This window comes from Asticcacaulis sp. AC466, assembly GCF_000495815.1.
Lineage (GTDB): Bacteria > Pseudomonadota > Alphaproteobacteria > Caulobacterales > Caulobacteraceae > Asticcacaulis.
Genome location: NZ_AWGE01000006.1, coordinates 190,733 through 207,850 on the forward strand (window position 1 = coordinate 190,733; position 17,118 = coordinate 207,850).

Consider the following 17,118-nt stretch of genomic DNA (forward strand, 5'->3'; position numbering starts at 1 on the left):
GTGGTTAACGTCGATTCGTTTTTAGAGGTTAATCCATGGTCCGCTCGTCCGACTCGTCTGCGTTTCCGACCGATAACCTGGCCGCGGTGACGAGGGATGGTGGCGCGCTTAAGGCCCTGTGCGATTCCGTCTGTGCGTTGACGGCGGCGATCTTTGACCTGCCGATAGCGTTTCTCAGACTTGTGGACGGACCTGTTGCCGCCTTTGGCATGGACAGCGGACACCTGGATCGTTTTGCCTTTATCGAACGTGCGCTGGACGGGCCGCTGATCGTAGCCGATGCCACCCACGACAGCCGGTACTTTCTGGAAGCCGCAGTCCTGCGTGCACCGCACATCCGCTTTTATGCCGACATGCCGCTGGTGCATGAAGGTCGCATGCTGGGTGTTATCGGTGTCGCCGGATCCTCGCCGCGCCACGATTTCGATGTGCGTGAACTGGCCTTGCTTGAGGCATTCGCCGGCCACGCGGCGAAACTGCTATTCCTGGCTGGACGCGCCCGCCAGCAGACAGACCTGATTGCCGAGTTGCAGGCGCGCCAGGCACGCCTCGATTCCGATATGACCGGGCTGGGTTACTGGAAAATTGACCTGAATACGCGGGAGGTGACCTGGTCCAGTGGTTTTTACGCCATCCTGGGTTTGACGCCGGAAACCTATACGCCGACGGTTGCGGCCCTGCTTGATATTTTTGAGCCGGAAGACCGGTCTATGCTCATCGAGCGCTTGCAGGCCTCGGTGAATGATGGCCGGGATTTTGACGTTCAACTGAACGTTCTGCATCGCGAGGATCAGATTGCCCGACGCATCCGTATGCGCGGGGGTGTCGAATCCGATGCGGCGGGTATGCCGGTGCGGTTATGCGCCGTCGTTCGCGACCTGAGTGTGGCGGGAGCGCCTCAACGTGACGTGAACGCAGCAAAGGACGAATTTCTGGCGCATGTTACGGACGAATTGCGCCGGCCGCTCAACGATATCGTTGGCTACGCCCGCCTGCTCGACACCAAGGCGCAGCTTAATCCGGACATCGCGACCTATACACACGACCTGCTGCAATCGGCGGAGACCTTGCAGCAGACGCTTGGGCGGCAGGGGGTGACCATTGTGCCCATCGTGCCGGCCGCGAGCGAACGCAGCGCTGCGGATGGCGAGGTGATCGATGTGATCGACCTGATCCGCGAGGTGGTGAATGCGTTTACGGAACAGGCGGCGCGCAATCACACGCGGCTTGGCGTGCATTTCAGCGACTTCGCCATTACGACCGCGCGTATCGATGTCATGCGCGTCCAGCAGGTTCTGAAAAACCTGATCTCCAACGCCTGCAAGTTTACACAAGGCGGTATGATTACCGTCACGGCACGTCAGGTGCCGGCACAAAATCCAGATGACCTGACGCCTGAAACCTATTTGCCTGAAACCTATTTGCCTGAAACCCATCTCCATGTCAGCATACACGACACCGGCATCGGCATGAGCGATGAGCAGCGGGCGAGTCTGTTCGGCGGCCGCGCACGCGGGTTAGGCCTGTCCATCGCCAAGACGATCGTCGATATGCTCGGTGGCCGGATCGGTGTGACGTCTCGGTCGGGAAGCGGCACAACCGCCTGGTTCGAAATTCCGGTTGCCTGGACCGCGTCCTCGCCATCCGCCGCGATATCCGCGCATGATCTACAGTCTACGCGCGACCCTAAGGCCCCGCCGAAGCCGAGCACCTTGGCGCGTGAAAGCTTCGCATCCGCGCCGCCGCCCGCCGCCCGCCGCCCGGCCTACGCGCCGATCCGGCCATCGCCAGAGGCCATATTGCCCCGGGCGCATCCTCCCGTCGACGCGGATCGGATAAATCGCGAATATCTGCGGGCGCTTCTGGCCGACATGAAGCTGGATCTATGATATCGGCACGGCGTTGAAATAACGCCATTCGGCGATAAGCCCTATCTTAAGACTTGCTGTCTACGGTGTAACCCAACAAACCGTCCGATGAGGCGGAGTCACAGCGGGTACACGCATGGTTGAGGATCTCAAGAGGCAGCGCGACCGATACATCGCGTTTTCTCTGGCGGCAGCGGATCTGTTGATCGAGGTCGACACCCATTTTCGTATTGTCAGTACTGTCGGCGCGACCCAGGCCCTGCTCAGCGGGCCGGCCGAAGACGTGATCGGCCGCGACGTGTGCGACATCTTCATCGCCGGCGATCGGGCCTTTGCCCGCCGTCTCCTGACCAAGGCCCAGTCGATCGGCCGCATCGAACCGTGCAGCCTGCAACTCAGTCAGCCGCAAGGGCCAGCGCTTCAGGTCAATATGGGGGCGTGCTTCCTGGGTAGCGGTGACAGTCATACCTTCATCAGCATTACCGTTCTATCCGACGGCGTCATGATCGACGGCGAAGGTGGCCTGCTCAATCTCGATTCCTATCTGAAATTCGTTAGCAAGAAGATCGGTATCCTGGGCTACACCGCTCCTAATGATCTGAAACTGGTCCGCGTAACCGGCCTGTCTCGTGCGATGCGGGACTTGCCGGCGGAACAGGCCGACATGCTGATGGACGAAATCAGCTCCGTCTTGCGTTCACAATCGATGAGTGGCGCCGCCGCGGCGCAGCTTTCAGATGAGGCATTCAGCTACATGCCGTCCGCAAAGGGCGAGGCCGCGTCTTCCGACGCCATTTCCAAAGATATTCAGGCGGCGGCGCGGGCCGTTGGCCTGCCCGAAGACAGCCTGCGTCCCAGCATGATGAATCTGGAGCTGTCGATCGGCAATCTCGATCAGGACAGCATCGCCCGCGCCCTGCAATATACACTTCAGGACTTCTGCAAGCCTGAACGCAGTCCGATCCATTCGCTGGCCCAGGGGCTCAAGGCCGCGATGGCCGAGACCGTTCAGCATTTCGACGATATCCGTGCGCTGATCGACAGTGACAGATACACCCTGTTCTATCAGCCGGTGGTCAATCTGGACGACCGCACCACGCACCACTACGAAGCGCTCCTGCGCTTTGCCGACGGCCATAAACCGTTCGACACCATTCGTCTGTCGGAACAGCTGGGCCTGGTGCAGGATTTTGACTTGGCCGTTGCGCGCAAGGCGATTGATACCTTGATCCGACGGCCGGATGTAAAGATCGCCATCAACCTGTCCGGTCTATCTATTCAAAACGATACCTTCCGCGAAAACCTGCGTCATCTGGTTCGCCCATACAAGGACATCAGTGAGCGACTAATGTTCGAACTGACTGAATCCAACACGATCGATGACATGGACGCTGCCGGAAACTTTCTGCGTTGGTTGCGCCGCGGCGGGTTCCATATCTGCTTGGATGATTTCGGGTCCGGAGCGGCCACCTATTCGTATCTGCGTAAGTTCGACTTCGATTTCGTCAAGATCGATGGACCGTTCCTGCGCGAGGCGCAGGAAAACCCGCGTCAGCGCGCCCTTATCCGTTCCATCAGCCACCTGTGCAAGGAATTGAACTCCGATGTCGTCGCCGAGATGATAGAGGACGAGTCGATGGCCAGGCTCTGCCAGGAACTGGGCATAGGCTTCGGTCAGGGCTATCATTTCGGCAAACCAAAGCCCGAGATCGACACGCCGCGTCACAATCTGAACGGCAAGCGCAAGGGCGTCACCCAAACCTGGCGGTAGACATTCGCCTAAGCACCAGAATGGCGCTAAACTCCGGCGGAAAATTCATCGCCGGACATCTTGGTAGGTATGAAACCGAAAAACCTGATTTCGCTCCTCCCCGCCCTGGTGCTTGCCATCGGCTTCCCCGTTCACGCCCGCGACTACTGGTTCGGCGCGGACCTGTCCTATGTCAATGAGATGAAGGACTGCGGCGCGCGGTACAGTTACGGCACTCAAACCGACCCTTACGCGATCTTCGCGCGGTCAGGCCATAACCTGGTGCGCGTTCGTATCTGGGTTGACGCCAAATGGACGCCCTATTCCAATCTGGCCGATGTCGAAAAGACCATCGCGGCAGCCAAGGCGCAGGGGCAAAAGGTCCTGCTCGATTTCCACTATTCGGACGATTGGGCCGACGGTGGAAAGCAACTGGTGCCCGCCGCCTGGGCGGGCTTGAGTGACGATGATCAGGCCAAGGCGCTCTACCAATATACGCGTGATACCCTGAACACGCTCAAGGCCAAAAACCTGATGCCGGAAATGGTTCAGGTTGGCAATGAGACCAATGGCGAAATCCTGCGCACCCAACCGGAAGAACACGTCGCGATCAATTGGGCGCGCAATGCCAAACTATTCAATGCCGGCATCAAGGGCGTGCGCGATGCGTCGGCCGACAGTACAATAAAACCGGAAATAATGTTGCATGTCGCCCAGCCGGAAAACGTAGAACCATGGTTCGAACAGGCCACGAAGGCGGGCGTCACCGGTTATGATATCATCGGTTTGAGCTATTACAGCAAATGGTCGAAGGAAGACTTTTCCGGACTCTCGGAAACAATTCGTCGCGTCCATTACCGCTTCGGCAAGGCGGTGGTTGTTGTCGAAACCGGCTACGCCTTTACCGATGACGCCGCCGACAGCGCCCATAATCTGTTGGGTTCGGATTCCGCACTGAAGGCCTATCCGGTAAGCCCAGCGGGCCAGGCGCTGTACATGCACGATATCATGCAGCTAACGCTCGACGCGGGCGGACAGGGCGTTGTCTATTGGGAGCCGGCATGGGTGTCGACCAAATGCCGGACACGTTGGGCACAAGGCTCCGATTGGGAAAATGCTGCCTTTTTCGACTATAAGGGCAAGGCCTTGCCCGCTATGGACTGGCCGAAAGCGTCCTATGTCTGGCCGGTGGAAACACGCTTTGCCGTGGCCGATAAGGGCCAGGCGGCGCAATATCTCAGTGGTGATTTTACCGGCGGTGTCCCTGTAGCCATGCTCAGGGAGGGCGGCCGTTTTGTCTATAGCGCCTGGTTACGGCCGGACAGCGACATCGTAGTCGGTCATGCCGAGGCAGAAGCCGGGCTGGACACGGCCGAGGCGCTTCAAGTCAAGGTGCCGAAAACGGGGGGTGTGATTACACTCCCTTGACCAGCGCGATTTAGCGCTTTAATTGTATGATAATAAAAAACAGGGAATGCCATCATGCTCGAAATGCACCGACGCCACTTACTGGTCAGCGCGGCCGCAACCTTTGCCGCCGTAAGCGCCGGCCTGCCCACCCTGGCGCAAACCGTCGAAACAGACTCGCGGCGTCGCCTGCGGTTCGACACGGGCTGGAAATTCGCTTTCGGTCATCTCAACGACGTCGAAAAAGACTTCGGCTTCGGCGCCGATCTGCGCACCTACGCCAAGCAGGGGCCGGACGCGACGCCGATAGCCAAGTCGGATTATGACGATTCGAAGTGGCGCAGCGTAACATTGCCGCACGACTGGGCCGTCGAACTGCCGTTCGTGCCGAATCCGAAGGCTGCAACCTTTAAGCCCGACGACCACGGCTCGGTCTGGGATCCGGCTGCCAATCATGGTTTCAAGCCGCTGGGCCGCGACTACCCGGACACCAGCGTCGGCTGGTATCGCAAAACCTTCACACTTGATGCAAGCGATGCAGGCAAGCGCATTTCCCTGGAATTCGATGGCGTTTTCCGCAATGCCATGGTCATCGTTAATGGATACATCCTGAAGGTCAACGACAGCGGCTATTCGCCGTTTCGCGTCGAACTGAACGACGTGCTCAATACCGACGACACGCCCAATACGGTGCTGGTTCGTGTCGATGCCTCGCTCGGTGAAGGCTGGTTCTACGAAGGTGCCGGCATCTATCGCCACGTCTGGCTGGTTAAGACCGATCCGGTGCATGTGCCGCAATACGGCGTACGCGTCCGGGCGAAGACGGACGGCACGGTCGAAGTCGCAACGACGGTCAAAAACGATAGCGACCAGGCCCGCACCATCGATATTTTGTCAGGCATCCGCAGTCTGACGGGCGATGTTGTATCTACCGATACGGCCCCGGCATCCCTGACATTGGCGCCGTGGGGTCAGGCAACGGTGTCCGAGACCATTCAGGTGAGCGCGCCCAAGCTGTGGTCGCTCGAACAACCCAACCTGTACGCGGTGACGACGACCCTGCGTGTAGATCAAACCGCTGTTGACCGCATCGCCACGACCTTCGGCTTCCGCGACATCAGGTTCGACGCAAAAGAGGGCTTTTTCCTCAACGGCACATCCGTCAAGCTGAAGGGCACCTGTAACCATCAGGACCATGCTGGGGTTGGCGCGGCCATCCCAGATGCGCTTCAGGTCTGGCGCCTGCAACAGCTCAAGGACATGGGCTGCAACGCCTACCGCGCCTCGCATAATCCGCCGACGCCGGAACTGCTCGATGCCTGCGACCGCATGGGCATTCTGGTCATCGACGAAACGCGCATGATGGCGTCGAGCGAGGAAGGGCTGGCCCAACTGGAAACCCTGATCCTGCGCGACCGCAACCACCCGTCGGTTATCCTGTGGTCCATCGGCAATGAAGAGCCGCAGCAGGGGACGAAGCGCGGCGCCAAAATCGCCCACACCATGAAGCGTCTGTGCAACGATCTGGACCCGACGCGTCTGGTCACCGCCGCCATGGACAATGGCTACGGCCAGGGCATTACCGAAGTTATCGACGTCATGGGGTTCAATTATCGCGACAGCGTAATCGACGGATTCCATGCGAAATTCCCCGACATGCCCATTATCGGCACCGAAACGGCGTCGACCGTTTCGACGCGCGGGGAATATATTAAGGACGACGCCGCCCATATCGTTCCGGCTTATGACACGACGGCGCCGTGGTGGGCGACGACCGCCGAAGGCTGGTGGCCGCATTTCGATGAAAAGCCCTATATAGCCGGCGGTTTCATCTGGACCGGCTTCGACTACCGTGGCGAGCCCACGCCCTATTCGGAATGGCCCAGCATTTCGTCGCAGTTCGGCGCACTCGATACCTGCGGATTCCCGAAGGATAACTACTGGTACTATCGCGCCTGGTGGCGGCCGGAGCCGCTTCTTCACCTGTTCCCGCACTGGAACTGGGAAGGCAAGGAGGGCCAGGACATCTCCGTCTGGGCGCATAGCAATGCCGACGCCGTCGAGCTGTTCGTCAATGGCAAGTCGGCAGGTCGAAAGGCGGTCGTGAAGAACCGCCATGTCGAATGGACGGTGCCTTACCAGCCTGGAAAGATCGAAGCCTATGCCTACAAGGCGGGCAAGGTCATTCTCAAGGCGGTGCGCGAAACAGCCGGTGCGCCGGCGAAGGTTGTGTTGACGACAGACCGCGCGGCTTTGAGCAATGACGGTATGGATTGCACGGTGATCAAGGCGGAAGTGTTCGACGCCAAGGGCCGTCCGGTGCCGAAGGCTGACAGCCTTGTCCGCTTCACCGTATCCGGCCCGGGGGCGGTGATTGGCGTCGGCAATGGCAATCCGAACAGTCACGAAGCCGACAAGGCGTCCGAACGCAAGGCCTTCAACGGCCTGTGTTGCGCCATTGTTCAGGTCACCGGTGCGGGCGCAATCACCATCACCGCCAGCGCGGATGGTTTGGCTGGCGGCAAGGTGGTCCTAAAGTCGGCATAGCTGGTGCGAACGCCTCCCGGCTGGAGAGGCGTTCGTTTTCTTAGTATTTCGGCGCCTGGTCGCCCCACAATTTCTTGAGTGCGCCCGGGCGGCCGCACCCGATCACATAGCGGTCGTAATGATCGCTATGGGTTTGCCAATAATGCTGATGGTAGGCCTCGGCCGGATAGAAGGGCAATCCGGTCTGTGTCGATTTGACGACGAGCGTGTAGATCGGCTTGTTCAACTGCTTGCCGACAGCCTGCTTGGATGCCACGGCGGCATTATATTGCGCATCGGAAAAGGTGAAGACCGCCGTGCGGTAATTGTCACCGAGGTCACAGATGACGCCACGCGGATTGGTGGGGTCCGTCGAATGCCAAAAGGTATCGAGCAGTTGCTGGTAGCTGACCTTATCGGGATCGTAGGTCACCTCGACGGCTTCGACATGGCCGGTACCGCCGCGCACCACATCTTCATAGCTGGGAGATTTGACGCTGCCGCCCATGAAGCCGGCCCGCGTATTGGTCACCCCCTTGACATGGTCGAAGGCTTTCTGCGTGCTCCAGAAACAACCACCGGCAAATACGGCGACTTGACTATCTGCCGCGATGGCATTGCCGGCCAAGCTCAGGGCCATCACGCCGGCCAGAACGACACGACCCAAAAAAGTGCGCTTCAACATGTGATGGTCCTAGGCTGGAATGAATTTAAGGGCGACGCCATTGTTGCAATACCGCTTACCGGTCGGCCGCGGGCCGTCGTCGAACAGGTGTCCCTGATGGCCGCCGCAGCGTGCGCAGTGATATTCCGTGCGCGGATATCCTAGGGCGAAGTCGGTCTTGGTTTGCAGGTGATCCGGGATCGCCCGGAAAAAGCTCGGCCAGCCGGTGCCTGAGTCATATTTGGTGTCTGAGGTAAATAAAGGCAGGTCGCAGCCCAGGCAGGCGAACGTGCCCTTGCGGTGTTCGTTAAGCAAGGGACTGGTGCCGGCGCGCTCGGTCGCTTCGTGACGCAGCACATTATAGGCGGCGGGTGGCAAACGCTTTTTCCATTCGGCGTCGCTGAGCTTAAGCGGCGCGACGGTTTCGGCCTGGCTCTTGGCGCAAGCCGCGGTCAGCGCGCCCGCGCCAACCAGGGTAAGAAAATGACGGCGTAACATGAGCAACCTCCATGAGGGTTTACCTGTTATACGCCTGAAAATGGCTTTGGGTTACATCATGCCTGCAAAACCGCCAGCAGCGCCCGTTTTTCTGGCGTCAGGCTTTCCGGCTTGACCATCAACGCATGTTTTAGGGTCTGACGGCGGGCCTCATCGGTCGGCGGCAGGGGGCCATCGAGCAGGGTGCGCAAAATATGTCGGGCGATGCCCAGGCTGTCGCCGAAGCGCTTCATGATGGCGGCAATGCTGACATGGTCGTCGGGATCGTCGCGCCAGCAGTCATAATCGGTGATGATGGCCAGGGTGGCGTAGGCGATCTGGGCTTCGCAGGCCAGAAACACTTCCGGCACATTCGTCATACCGACCAGATCGGCTCCGATCGTTCGCAGCATGTGGCTTTCGGCGCGGGTGCCCAGGCGGGGACCATCGACACAGGCATAGGTCACATTGCTATGGACCCTGTGGCCGCTGGCGGTAATCGCCGCCTCTATCCAAGCCGCCAGACGGGGGCAGACCGGTTCGGCGGTGGAGATATGAGCGCTAAGCCCGCCGCCCAGGAAGGTCTTTTCCCGATGATTTTTTACGAGATCGAGATATTGCGAGGCGACAGCGAAATGACCCGGTGCCATACCTTCGCGCAGTGAGCCGACAGCGGATACGCCCAGAATCTGGCGGACGCCGAGGGTTTTAAGCGCGTAGATATTGGCGCGGTAATTGACCTCGTGCGGCAGGTACTGATGGTTGCGCCCATGTCGCGCCAGGAAGAAGACGGTATGATCGCCATAGCGCGCTTCGAGAATCGGCGAAGACGGTGCGCCGAACGGCGTCCTAACATCGTGGTCGCGGATCGTCTCCAGCGAATCGAGCGAATAAAGGCCGGTGCCTCCGATAATGGCCAGCATGAGGGCCTCCGTCTTGAAAGCGGCGCGATTTGAAATCACCGCGCCTGTGTGGCGAATCTGTGCCTTTTATAACGCACCATGTGCGTATTGAAATTGCAAACGCTGCATAAAGGGCGGTGTCACGCCGCTGTCATACAACCTACATGCGACTGTCACACGTGGAGCCTATTGCCCCGTGCGTGGCCACAAAGCGGCCCCAAATTTGCCATTTCAAAAAACGCACAAGGTTCATCACATGAAAAAATCGTCTTTCGCCATCGGTGTCGCCGTTGCGGCGCTCACGATGGTCGCTGCCGTGTCGGGCGCCTCGGCCGATGACACGAAGATCTCGGGTCGTATGTACGCCGACTTCACGAATATCGATCAAAAGGTTGATGGCGTTCAAACGGCTCCGTCCGGCACAGGCTTTGACATTAAGCGCCTCTATATCGGCATTGATCACACGTTCAACGACATGTTCTCGGCCAATGTGACGACCGACTTCCAATACAGCTCGGCCATCAGCTCGACTGAAGTTTACCTCAAGAAAGCCTACGTGCAGGCCAAGTTCAGCGATGCTCTCGTCGTGCGCGTCGGTGCCACTGACCTGCCTTGGGTGCCCTATGCCGAAGGTATCTACGGCTACCGTTACGTTGAAAACACCGTTGCCGATCGCACCAAGTTCGCCACGTCTTCGGACTGGGGTCTGCATGCTGCCGGTGACCTGGGCCAGAACTTCTCGTATGCTGTTGCTGCCATCAACGGTAACGGTTACAAGAATCCGACGCGCTCCAAGAGCATGGATTTCGAAGGCCGCCTGAGCGCCAAGTTTGATCAACTGAACTTCGCCATCGGTGGTTACACCGGTAAGCTCGGTCAGGACGTTCCGGGCGTCGCCACGCCGAACACCGCCACGCGCTTCAACGCTCTGGCCGCCTATGTCGGCGACCGCAGCCGCTTTGGCGTCGAATATTTCTCGGCTAACGACTACTCGGCCGCTCTTGTCAAGGACCCGCTCCATGAAGACAAGGCGGATGGCGTGTCGGTATTTGGTTCCTACCGTGTGACCCCGATCTACACGATCTTTGGTCGCGCTGAAGAGGTGAAGCCTTCGAAGACTCTGTCGCCAACCAAGAAGGACCAGTACTACAACGCCGGCGTTTCGTTCGCCGCGTTCAAGGGCGTTTCGTTCTCGGCGGTGGTAAAGCATGACGAAGTGACCTCGATCGGCCACAAAACCACCAATAACGAAGTCGGCATCTGGACTGAGGTTCGTTACTAAAAATCTCTACAGGGCAGGCCGCTGAGTAATCTCGGCCTGTCTTGGCGACTCTTGTCTTTTTAAATTCTGCAGGCCGTTACAAATCTGTCATAAAAAACAGATAGAGCATTGAGTAATAGCCTGCCCAACACTTCCTCTCAAGGAGATACGGATGTTCAAGTTTCTGAAAGGCGCCATCGCCGCCGTGCTGATGACCGCAGCGGTCGCTCCGGCCGCCATGGCTGCCGACACGATTTCGGGTGCCGGTGCTACCTTCCCGGCCCCGCTCTACGCCAAGTGGGCCGAAGGCTACAAGCGCACCACCGGCATCGCACTGAATTATCAAGCCATCGGTTCCGGCGGCGGCATCAAGCAAATTAAGGCGAAGACCGTTGATTTTGGTGCCTCCGACAAGCCGCTGACCCCTGATGAACTGTCGGCTGCAGGCCTCTACCAGTTTCCGACCGTCGTTGGCGGCGTGGTTCCGGCCATCAATATCCCGGGCGTGGCGACTGGCAAGTTGAAGCTGCCGGGCACTGTTCTGGCTGACATTTTCCTCGGCAAGATCACCATGTGGAATGATCCGGCCATCACCAAGTGGAATGCCGGTCTGGCTCTGCCGGCCATGCCGATTACCGTCGTTCACCGTTCGGACGGCTCCGGCACCACCTTCCTGTTCACCTCCTATCTAGGCATAGCTTCGGCTGAGTGGAAGCAAAAGGTCGGCGCCAATGACGCCGTTGAATGGCCCGCCGGTGTTGGCGGCAAGGGCAACGACGGCGTTGCCGCCCTGGTTCGCCAGACGGCAGGCTCGATCGGCTATGTCGAATATGCCTACGTCATGAAGACCGGCATCAGCTATGCTCTGGTCGCTTCCAAGGAAGCCACCTGGCCGATGCCAACCGCCGCGAACTTCAAGGCGGCGACCGCCGGTGCTGACTGGGCGCACGCTCCCGGCAACTATGTGCTGATCCTGAACCAGCCAGGTGCCAACGCCTGGCCGATCACTGGTGCCACCTTCATCCTGATGTACAAGGAACAGGCCAACGCTGTCAAAGCCGCCGAAGTGCTGAAGTTCTTTGATTATGCTTACAAGACTGGCGACTTTAGCGCTAATGAACTGTACTATGTGCCGCTTCCCGCCGCTGTGAAGTCCATGATCCGCAAGCAATGGATTGATAACGTCACGGCGAACGGGGCTGCGGTTTACACCTCGCCGAACAAGTAAGATCAGGATTGCCTGACAGGAAGGCGAGGTTAACCCCCATACGGTTATACCTCGCCTTCTTTTTTATCCAGCTCTTGCAACACCTATCGCTGCGCCCCGAAGATGAAACCAGGACCCGATTATGCCTGCTGAAACCAAGTCAATTCGTTTTGATCCGACCGACCCGATCTTTCGTTGGGTATCGTTCAGCGCCGCCACCCTTTTGCTGGTGGTTCTGGGCGGGCTGATTGCCTCCTTGGTGTATGGTGGTTGGCCGGCGCTCTCGACCTTCGGTCTGGATTTTTTCCTGAAATTCAAGGACTGCCCGGCTGGTAGTGGCGCGCATTTTTGTATCGATACGCCCTGGAATCCGGTGACGGATGTCTACAGCGCCACGGCTCCGATCGTGGGTACGATCGTGACCTCATTTCTGGCCCTGCTGTTCGCCCTGCCGATTGCCATCGGCGTCGCGGTTTTCCTTACACAATTTTGCCCACGCTATCTCGCCCAGCCATTGTCAACCGCTGTGGAACTTCTGGCTGGCATTCCATCTATAGTATACGGCATGTGGGGCCTGTTCGTTTTTGCCCCCTGGTTTGCCAAGGATATTCAGACGCCCCTTATGATAGCCGCCTCGCAAGACCCGACCTCATGGGTGGCGAAGCTGGTGGCCGGTGTTCCAAATGGTGCCAACCTGTTTACGGCATCGATTATTCTGGCGGTCATGGTGCTGCCATATATGGCCTCCGTTTTCCGCGAACTCTTCCGTTCCATCCCGCCGCAGGTGCGTGAAGCTGCGTTCGGAATTGGCGCCACGCCGTTCGAGGTCACGACCTCAGTCATTATTCCTTACGTAAAGAAAGGCATGATCGGCGTGATCATGCTGGGCTTGGGCCGCGCGCTGGGTGAAACCATGGCAGTTACCTTCATTATCGGCAATTCGCACCGTTTCCCGAAGTCGCTATTCGACTCGTCATCGACTATCGCCTCGACCATCGCCAATGAATTTGCCGAAGCAACTACCGATCTGCACACTTCTGCCCTGGTCGCGCTTGGACTTATCCTGTTCCTGATCACCTTCACGGTGCTGGCGATTGCGCGCTGGCTCTTGTCCTCGCAACGCTACTAGGAGAGATAGAAATGGACCGCGCGCTTCGCCGTAAAATTGCTAACTACATCTTCATTGGCCTCTGCATAATCGGCACCGCCATCGCGCTTGGCGCCCTTGCTCTGATCCTCTGGTCGCTCTTCAGTCAGGGCATCGGCGGTATGAACCTTAAGATATTCACCATGGATACACCCGCAGCTGGATCCGAAGGCGGCCTTCGCAACGCCATCGTCGGCTCAATCCTGATGTGCGGGGTCGGTATGATCATTGCGGTAGTGATTGGCATTCTGGCCGGCACGTGGTTGGCGGAAATCGGTGGCGACACGGCCTATGGCCATGTTGTCCGCTTCCTCAATGACGTACTGCTGTCCGCGCCGTCCATCCTGATCGGGTTATTCGTCTACGAACTACTGGTTTTCAAGAGCAATCCTTTGTCTCTGGGCCACTTCTCCGGTTGGGCGGGTGCCATTTCGCTAGCCATCTTAGCCACACCGATCGTGACTCGGACAACTGAGGATATCCTCAATCTGCAACCGAACGCCCTTCGCGAAGCCGGTATGGCGCTGGGCGCGTCGCAATTCACCACTATCCGCACCATCATCTGGAAGGCGGCGGGATCAGGCCTTCTGACCGGAGGACTGCTGGGCTTCGCCCGTATTTCCGGGGAGACCGCACCTCTGCTCTTCACGGCGCTCGGTAACCAGTTCTACAATGGCGATCTGAGCCAGCCTATGGCCAGTCTGCCGGTCACGATGTTCAATTTCGCGCTTACTCCCTATGCCGATCTAAACAAACTCGCCTGGGCTGGCGCGCTACTGGTCGCGGTGGCTGTTCTGGCTGTTAATATCCTCGGCCGCTGGCTTGCCCGCGATAAAAACTCTCACTGATTTCATTCTTGACCGTAACTGAGAACCGTTATGACCGACACAACGTCCCCCGATTTCCAGAGCGTGATTACTCCCCCACCGGCCGACAGCCTGGTGCTTGAGGTCAAGAAGCTCAACTTCTTCTACGGCCAGAACCAGGCGCTATATGACGTCAATCTGCCGGTGAAAAAGAACGCTATCACGGCCCTTATTGGTCCCTCGGGCTGCGGCAAGTCAACGCTGCTGCGTATTATCAACCGCATATATGATCTCTATCCTGGCCAGCGCGCCGAGGGGGTCATCGATTTCGAAGGCGAGAATATCATTGGCCCGAATGTTGATCTCGTCGCCTTGCGTGCCCGCATCGGCATGGTTTTCCAGAAGCCGACGCCGTTCCCGATGTCCATCTATGATAACGTCGCCTTCGGCGTGCGGCTACATAGCTCGAAGTCGAAGTCCGAACTCGACGAAATTGTCGAGACGTCGCTGCGTCGAGCGGCCTTGTGGGAAGAAGTCAAGGACAAGCTGACCAAGTCCGGCCTCGGCCTGTCGGGCGGCCAGCAGCAGCGTCTCTGCGTCGCGCGCGGCATTGCGGTCAATCCGGAAATCCTGTTGCTCGACGAACCGGCCTCAGCGCTCGACCCGATTTCGACCGCCAAGCTTGAAGACACGCTGGAAGAGCTGAAGACCGACTACACCATTGTCATTGTCACGCACAACCTGCAGCAGGCGGCGCGTCTGTCGGACTATACGGGCTTCATGTTCCTGGGCAAGATGATCGAATTCGGGCCGACCGAAGAGTTGTTCGTCAAGCCGAAGGTGGATAAGACGGGCGAATATATCGGCGGCCGTTTCGGCTGATCGAGATATTTAGAGCGCTTTCCGAAAAGTGTGACGCACTTTTCGGATCAAAAAGCGCGTAGAAACAAAAAATTAGAGCGCCGATCTGATGCAGTCAGATCGGAACACGCTCTAAAATCACTAACGAAAAAGACCCGCCATCTGACGGGTCTTTTTTATGCCTGCTGGCCGTAGATCAGCGCACGTACAGGGTTCGTGGTTCACTGTCGAGAGTGGTCCCGTCGCTGCGGGTGGCGCGAACCGAAAGTTTATGTTCGCCCGACACCAGCGATCCCTTCGGAAACTGGAAATCGTATTGCAGCCGGGGCCAGTTCGGATCGTATTTCAGCATGTCGGGCACACGGAATTCCTTGGGGTCCAGGCCATAGCGGGCGCGCGTCACTACCCTGCCGTCAATCAGTATATCGACTGCCGTCACCCCTTTCGGATCGGCGGCGACACCGAAAAAGTTGCTGCTGTTGTCTGTGTCCAGAAACTCGCCGCGTTCCGGGTGGGCGATATAGACCTGAGGGAAGAAGGGGCAGGGCGCCTTCGAGATATCGGTCAGCGGGGTCTGACGCACCCTGGCCGTATAGAAATCGACCGCCATCTTGTACGGCGGCAGGCTAACGACGCGGAAGGGTTCGACGGCTTCGAAATTACGGCACAATGCGGTGTACATCGCCACCTGATCCGGCTCGTGGTACAGATAGGACGGTTCCAGCATGGCCATCATCACCCCCTTGCCCTTGTGCGTCTGAATCAGGGTCGGCAGGTCCAGGCCCCAGTGATGGCGTGCCACGACAAAGCGGGTCAGTTCATCGTTTGGATCGTCGAGTGTGAACAGGCGCCGGCCCCGCACACCCGGAACGGCGGGAAACTCAATGTGGACCGCGCTCATGTGGCTGTTGGCCGCCCAAACAATATCAGGACCGAACCGGGCCTTGGCGCGTGCGTCGGCTGCGGCCAGATCGGGTTCCAGCAACGACCAGTTTTCATTTTTCAGGATGTTATGCTCACGCACGCGATAGGGCAGTTCCGCCGAATGGACAAAGGCCCACTGATAGGCGGTGCCGGCGACGCCGATGGTCAGGGCCAGGAGCGGGCCGGTGGCAATCAGGGCCTGCCGCATCCAGCGACCGCCGCCGGTCACTGCCTTGGCGACGAAGTTTTCCAATAGTTCCGGGACGTAAGGTAGCAGGGGAACGAAGGCCATGAATGGCCAGTGGGGCATGATCTTCTTGTTCACGATTGTCTGCAGGCCGTAGAACAGAAAAATGACGACGGCCTGATACGCCAGAAGGCTTTCCGGCTTGTCGCGGTCGCGTGTAAGCAGGTTTTTGGCCGCAACCACCATAGCGATGAAGAAGACGGGCGTGGCCAGGGCGAACTGGGTTTCAACATAGCCCAGTATCCGGCCGAAATTGGGTTGCAGTTTTGGCCGGTTCAGGACGTGGAACTGGATCGCTGGCCATTCATTCACGGCATTGTAGATCAGGGACGGCACAAGGCCAAGGAAGGCGATGCCGGCGGTCACCCAGACGCCAGGTCGCGTCCATAGCTTGCGGCCTTCGCGGCTGATCAGCATATAGGCGATGACGCCAAGGCCGGGACCCATGAAACGGAAATGGACCAGAAGGCCCAGCGCGGCGCAGACGCCGGTCAGTATCCACCACTTCATCTCATCGCGCTGGATGCTGCGGATCAGGCAACCCAGCATGAGCGCCATCAGCAATTGCAGAGCGCCTTCCGGATAGAAGACCGTGCCATTGAGCGACAGAGGCGGCAGGAGCAGGGCGATCATCGCTGCCCATAGGGCGTTGCGATGGCTGACCAGAGGTTTCGCCATGAAATAGACCGCGAACGGAATGGCCGTCGCGATCAACAGCGACACGATGCGCAAAGGCATGAGGTGCCAGCCGAAGAGGGTAGTGACCAGACGCGCCAGCCAGGGAAAGCCGGCAGGAATGTCAGGATAGCCCAGGTCGAGATATTCACCGGACAGGACAAAATGGCCCTCTTCCCAGATCACATGGCTGATCAGGGCGATATAGAATTTCCAGGCCACCAGAAGGGCGCCAACGATGAAGATGGCGCGTGTCAGGTTTTTGTCGTCGCCGAGGAAAGGCTTTTGCGGTGCCAGCGCCGGACGGCCGGCGTTCAGATCGTAGAATTCAACCATGGTGTCTCCCCAATGCGGCTTTATTGCCAGCAAGCGGACAGCGCGTAAACCCTACTTCTT

At 58.6% G+C, this 17,118-nt stretch carries 13 protein-coding genes; 9 read left to right on the forward strand and 4 right to left on the reverse strand.

All coding sequences use genetic code 11. From position 1 onward, the window contains the following. Positions 1-35: 35 nt before the first annotated feature. From AEAC466_RS29715 to galA, 4 genes are all read left to right on the forward strand, one after another. Complete coding sequence (locus AEAC466_RS29715) at positions 36-1,889, forward strand: sensor histidine kinase (RefSeq protein WP_023457432.1); 1,854 nt, start codon at positions 36-38, stop codon at positions 1,887-1,889. Positions 1,890-2,004: 115 nt separating this feature from the next. Then, positions 2,005-3,639, forward strand: a complete 1,635-nt coding sequence (locus tag AEAC466_RS29720) for a sensor domain-containing phosphodiesterase (RefSeq protein ID WP_023457433.1) — start codon at positions 2,005-2,007, stop codon at positions 3,637-3,639. Positions 3,640-3,708: 69 nt separating this feature from the next. Beyond that, positions 3,709-5,046: a glycoside hydrolase family 53 protein gene (locus AEAC466_RS29725; RefSeq protein WP_023457434.1), complete on the forward strand. Its 1,338-nt coding sequence runs from the start codon at positions 3,709-3,711 to the stop codon at positions 5,044-5,046. Between the two features lie 54 nt (positions 5,047-5,100). Further along, positions 5,101-7,572, forward strand: coding sequence for a beta-galactosidase GalA (gene galA / locus AEAC466_RS29730; RefSeq protein ID WP_023457435.1), 2,472 nt, complete (start codon positions 5,101-5,103; stop codon positions 7,570-7,572). 40 nt (positions 7,573-7,612) lie between these two features. Here the strand turns inward: galA and msrA are convergent, their stop codons facing one another. From msrA to AEAC466_RS29745, 3 genes are read right to left on the reverse strand one after another with little or no spacing between them, the layout of a single operon-like run. Beyond that, positions 7,613-8,236 (reverse strand): peptide-methionine (S)-S-oxide reductase MsrA, encoded by a 624-nt coding sequence (gene msrA / locus AEAC466_RS29735; RefSeq protein WP_023457436.1) that lies wholly within the window; start codon positions 8,234-8,236, stop codon positions 7,613-7,615. Between the two features lie 9 nt (positions 8,237-8,245). Next, a complete protein-coding gene (msrB, locus tag AEAC466_RS29740; RefSeq protein WP_023457437.1) occupies positions 8,246-8,713 on the reverse strand; it encodes a peptide-methionine (R)-S-oxide reductase MsrB in 468 nt (155 codons plus the stop codon). Positions 8,714-8,769: 56 nt separating this feature from the next. Beyond that, positions 8,770-9,615 (reverse strand): MTAP family purine nucleoside phosphorylase, encoded by an 846-nt coding sequence (locus tag AEAC466_RS29745; protein ID WP_031238435.1) that lies wholly within the window; start codon positions 9,613-9,615, stop codon positions 8,770-8,772. Positions 9,616-9,850: 235 nt separating this feature from the next. Here AEAC466_RS29745 and AEAC466_RS29750 point away from each other — a divergent pair, with 235 nt between their 5' ends. The 5 genes from AEAC466_RS29750 (at position 9,851) to pstB (ending at position 14,897) form a co-directional block, all read left to right on the forward strand. Next, entirely contained in the window at positions 9,851-10,876 is a 1,026-nt protein-coding gene (locus AEAC466_RS29750; RefSeq protein ID WP_023457439.1) for a porin, read from the forward strand. Between the two features lie 151 nt (positions 10,877-11,027). Continuing rightward, positions 11,028-12,083, forward strand: coding sequence for a phosphate ABC transporter substrate-binding protein PstS (gene pstS / locus AEAC466_RS29755; protein ID WP_023457440.1), 1,056 nt, complete (start codon positions 11,028-11,030; stop codon positions 12,081-12,083). 121 nt (positions 12,084-12,204) lie between these two features. Beyond that, on the forward strand, positions 12,205-13,191 hold the full coding sequence (gene pstC, locus AEAC466_RS29760; protein WP_023457441.1) for a phosphate ABC transporter permease subunit PstC: 987 nt from the start codon (positions 12,205-12,207) through the stop codon (positions 13,189-13,191). A gap of 11 nt (positions 13,192-13,202) precedes the next feature. Then, complete coding sequence (pstA, locus tag AEAC466_RS29765) at positions 13,203-14,057, forward strand: phosphate ABC transporter permease PstA (protein ID WP_023457442.1); 855 nt, start codon at positions 13,203-13,205, stop codon at positions 14,055-14,057. 30 nt (positions 14,058-14,087) lie between these two features. Further along, positions 14,088-14,897, forward strand: a complete 810-nt coding sequence (pstB, locus tag AEAC466_RS29770) for a phosphate ABC transporter ATP-binding protein PstB (RefSeq protein WP_023457443.1) — start codon at positions 14,088-14,090, stop codon at positions 14,895-14,897. A gap of 175 nt (positions 14,898-15,072) precedes the next feature. Here pstB and AEAC466_RS29775 read toward each other — a convergent pair whose 3' ends face one another. Continuing rightward, complete coding sequence (locus AEAC466_RS29775; RefSeq protein WP_023457444.1) at positions 15,073-17,058, reverse strand: ArnT family glycosyltransferase; 1,986 nt, start codon at positions 17,056-17,058, stop codon at positions 15,073-15,075. Positions 17,059-17,118 lie beyond the last annotated feature (60 nt).

Excerpts from the sequence above, each read along its gene's own strand:
- AEAC466_RS29715 (WP_023457432.1), top strand. The coding sequence starts at position 36 with ATGGTCCGCTCGTCCGACTCGTCTGCGTTTCCGACCGATAACCTGGCC.
- AEAC466_RS29720 (WP_023457433.1), top strand. The coding sequence starts at position 2,005 with ATGGTTGAGGATCTCAAGAGGCAGCGCGACCGATACATCGCGTTTTCT.
- AEAC466_RS29725 (WP_023457434.1), top strand. The coding sequence starts at position 3,709 with ATGAAACCGAAAAACCTGATTTCGCTCCTCCCCGCCCTGGTGCTTGCC.
- galA (WP_023457435.1), top strand. The coding sequence starts at position 5,101 with ATGCTCGAAATGCACCGACGCCACTTACTGGTCAGCGCGGCCGCAACC.
- msrA (WP_023457436.1), bottom strand. The coding sequence starts at position 8,236 with ATGTTGAAGCGCACTTTTTTGGGTCGTGTCGTTCTGGCCGGCGTGATG.
- msrB (WP_023457437.1), bottom strand. The coding sequence starts at position 8,713 with ATGTTACGCCGTCATTTTCTTACCCTGGTTGGCGCGGGCGCGCTGACC.
- AEAC466_RS29745 (WP_031238435.1), bottom strand. The coding sequence starts at position 9,615 with ATGCTGGCCATTATCGGAGGCACCGGCCTTTATTCGCTCGATTCGCTG.
- AEAC466_RS29750 (WP_023457439.1), top strand. The coding sequence starts at position 9,851 with ATGAAAAAATCGTCTTTCGCCATCGGTGTCGCCGTTGCGGCGCTCACG.
- pstS (WP_023457440.1), top strand. The coding sequence starts at position 11,028 with ATGTTCAAGTTTCTGAAAGGCGCCATCGCCGCCGTGCTGATGACCGCA.
- pstC (WP_023457441.1), top strand. The coding sequence starts at position 12,205 with ATGCCTGCTGAAACCAAGTCAATTCGTTTTGATCCGACCGACCCGATC.
- pstA (WP_023457442.1), top strand. The coding sequence starts at position 13,203 with ATGGACCGCGCGCTTCGCCGTAAAATTGCTAACTACATCTTCATTGGC.
- pstB (WP_023457443.1), top strand. The coding sequence starts at position 14,088 with ATGACCGACACAACGTCCCCCGATTTCCAGAGCGTGATTACTCCCCCA.
- AEAC466_RS29775 (WP_023457444.1), bottom strand. The coding sequence starts at position 17,058 with ATGGTTGAATTCTACGATCTGAACGCCGGCCGTCCGGCGCTGGCACCG.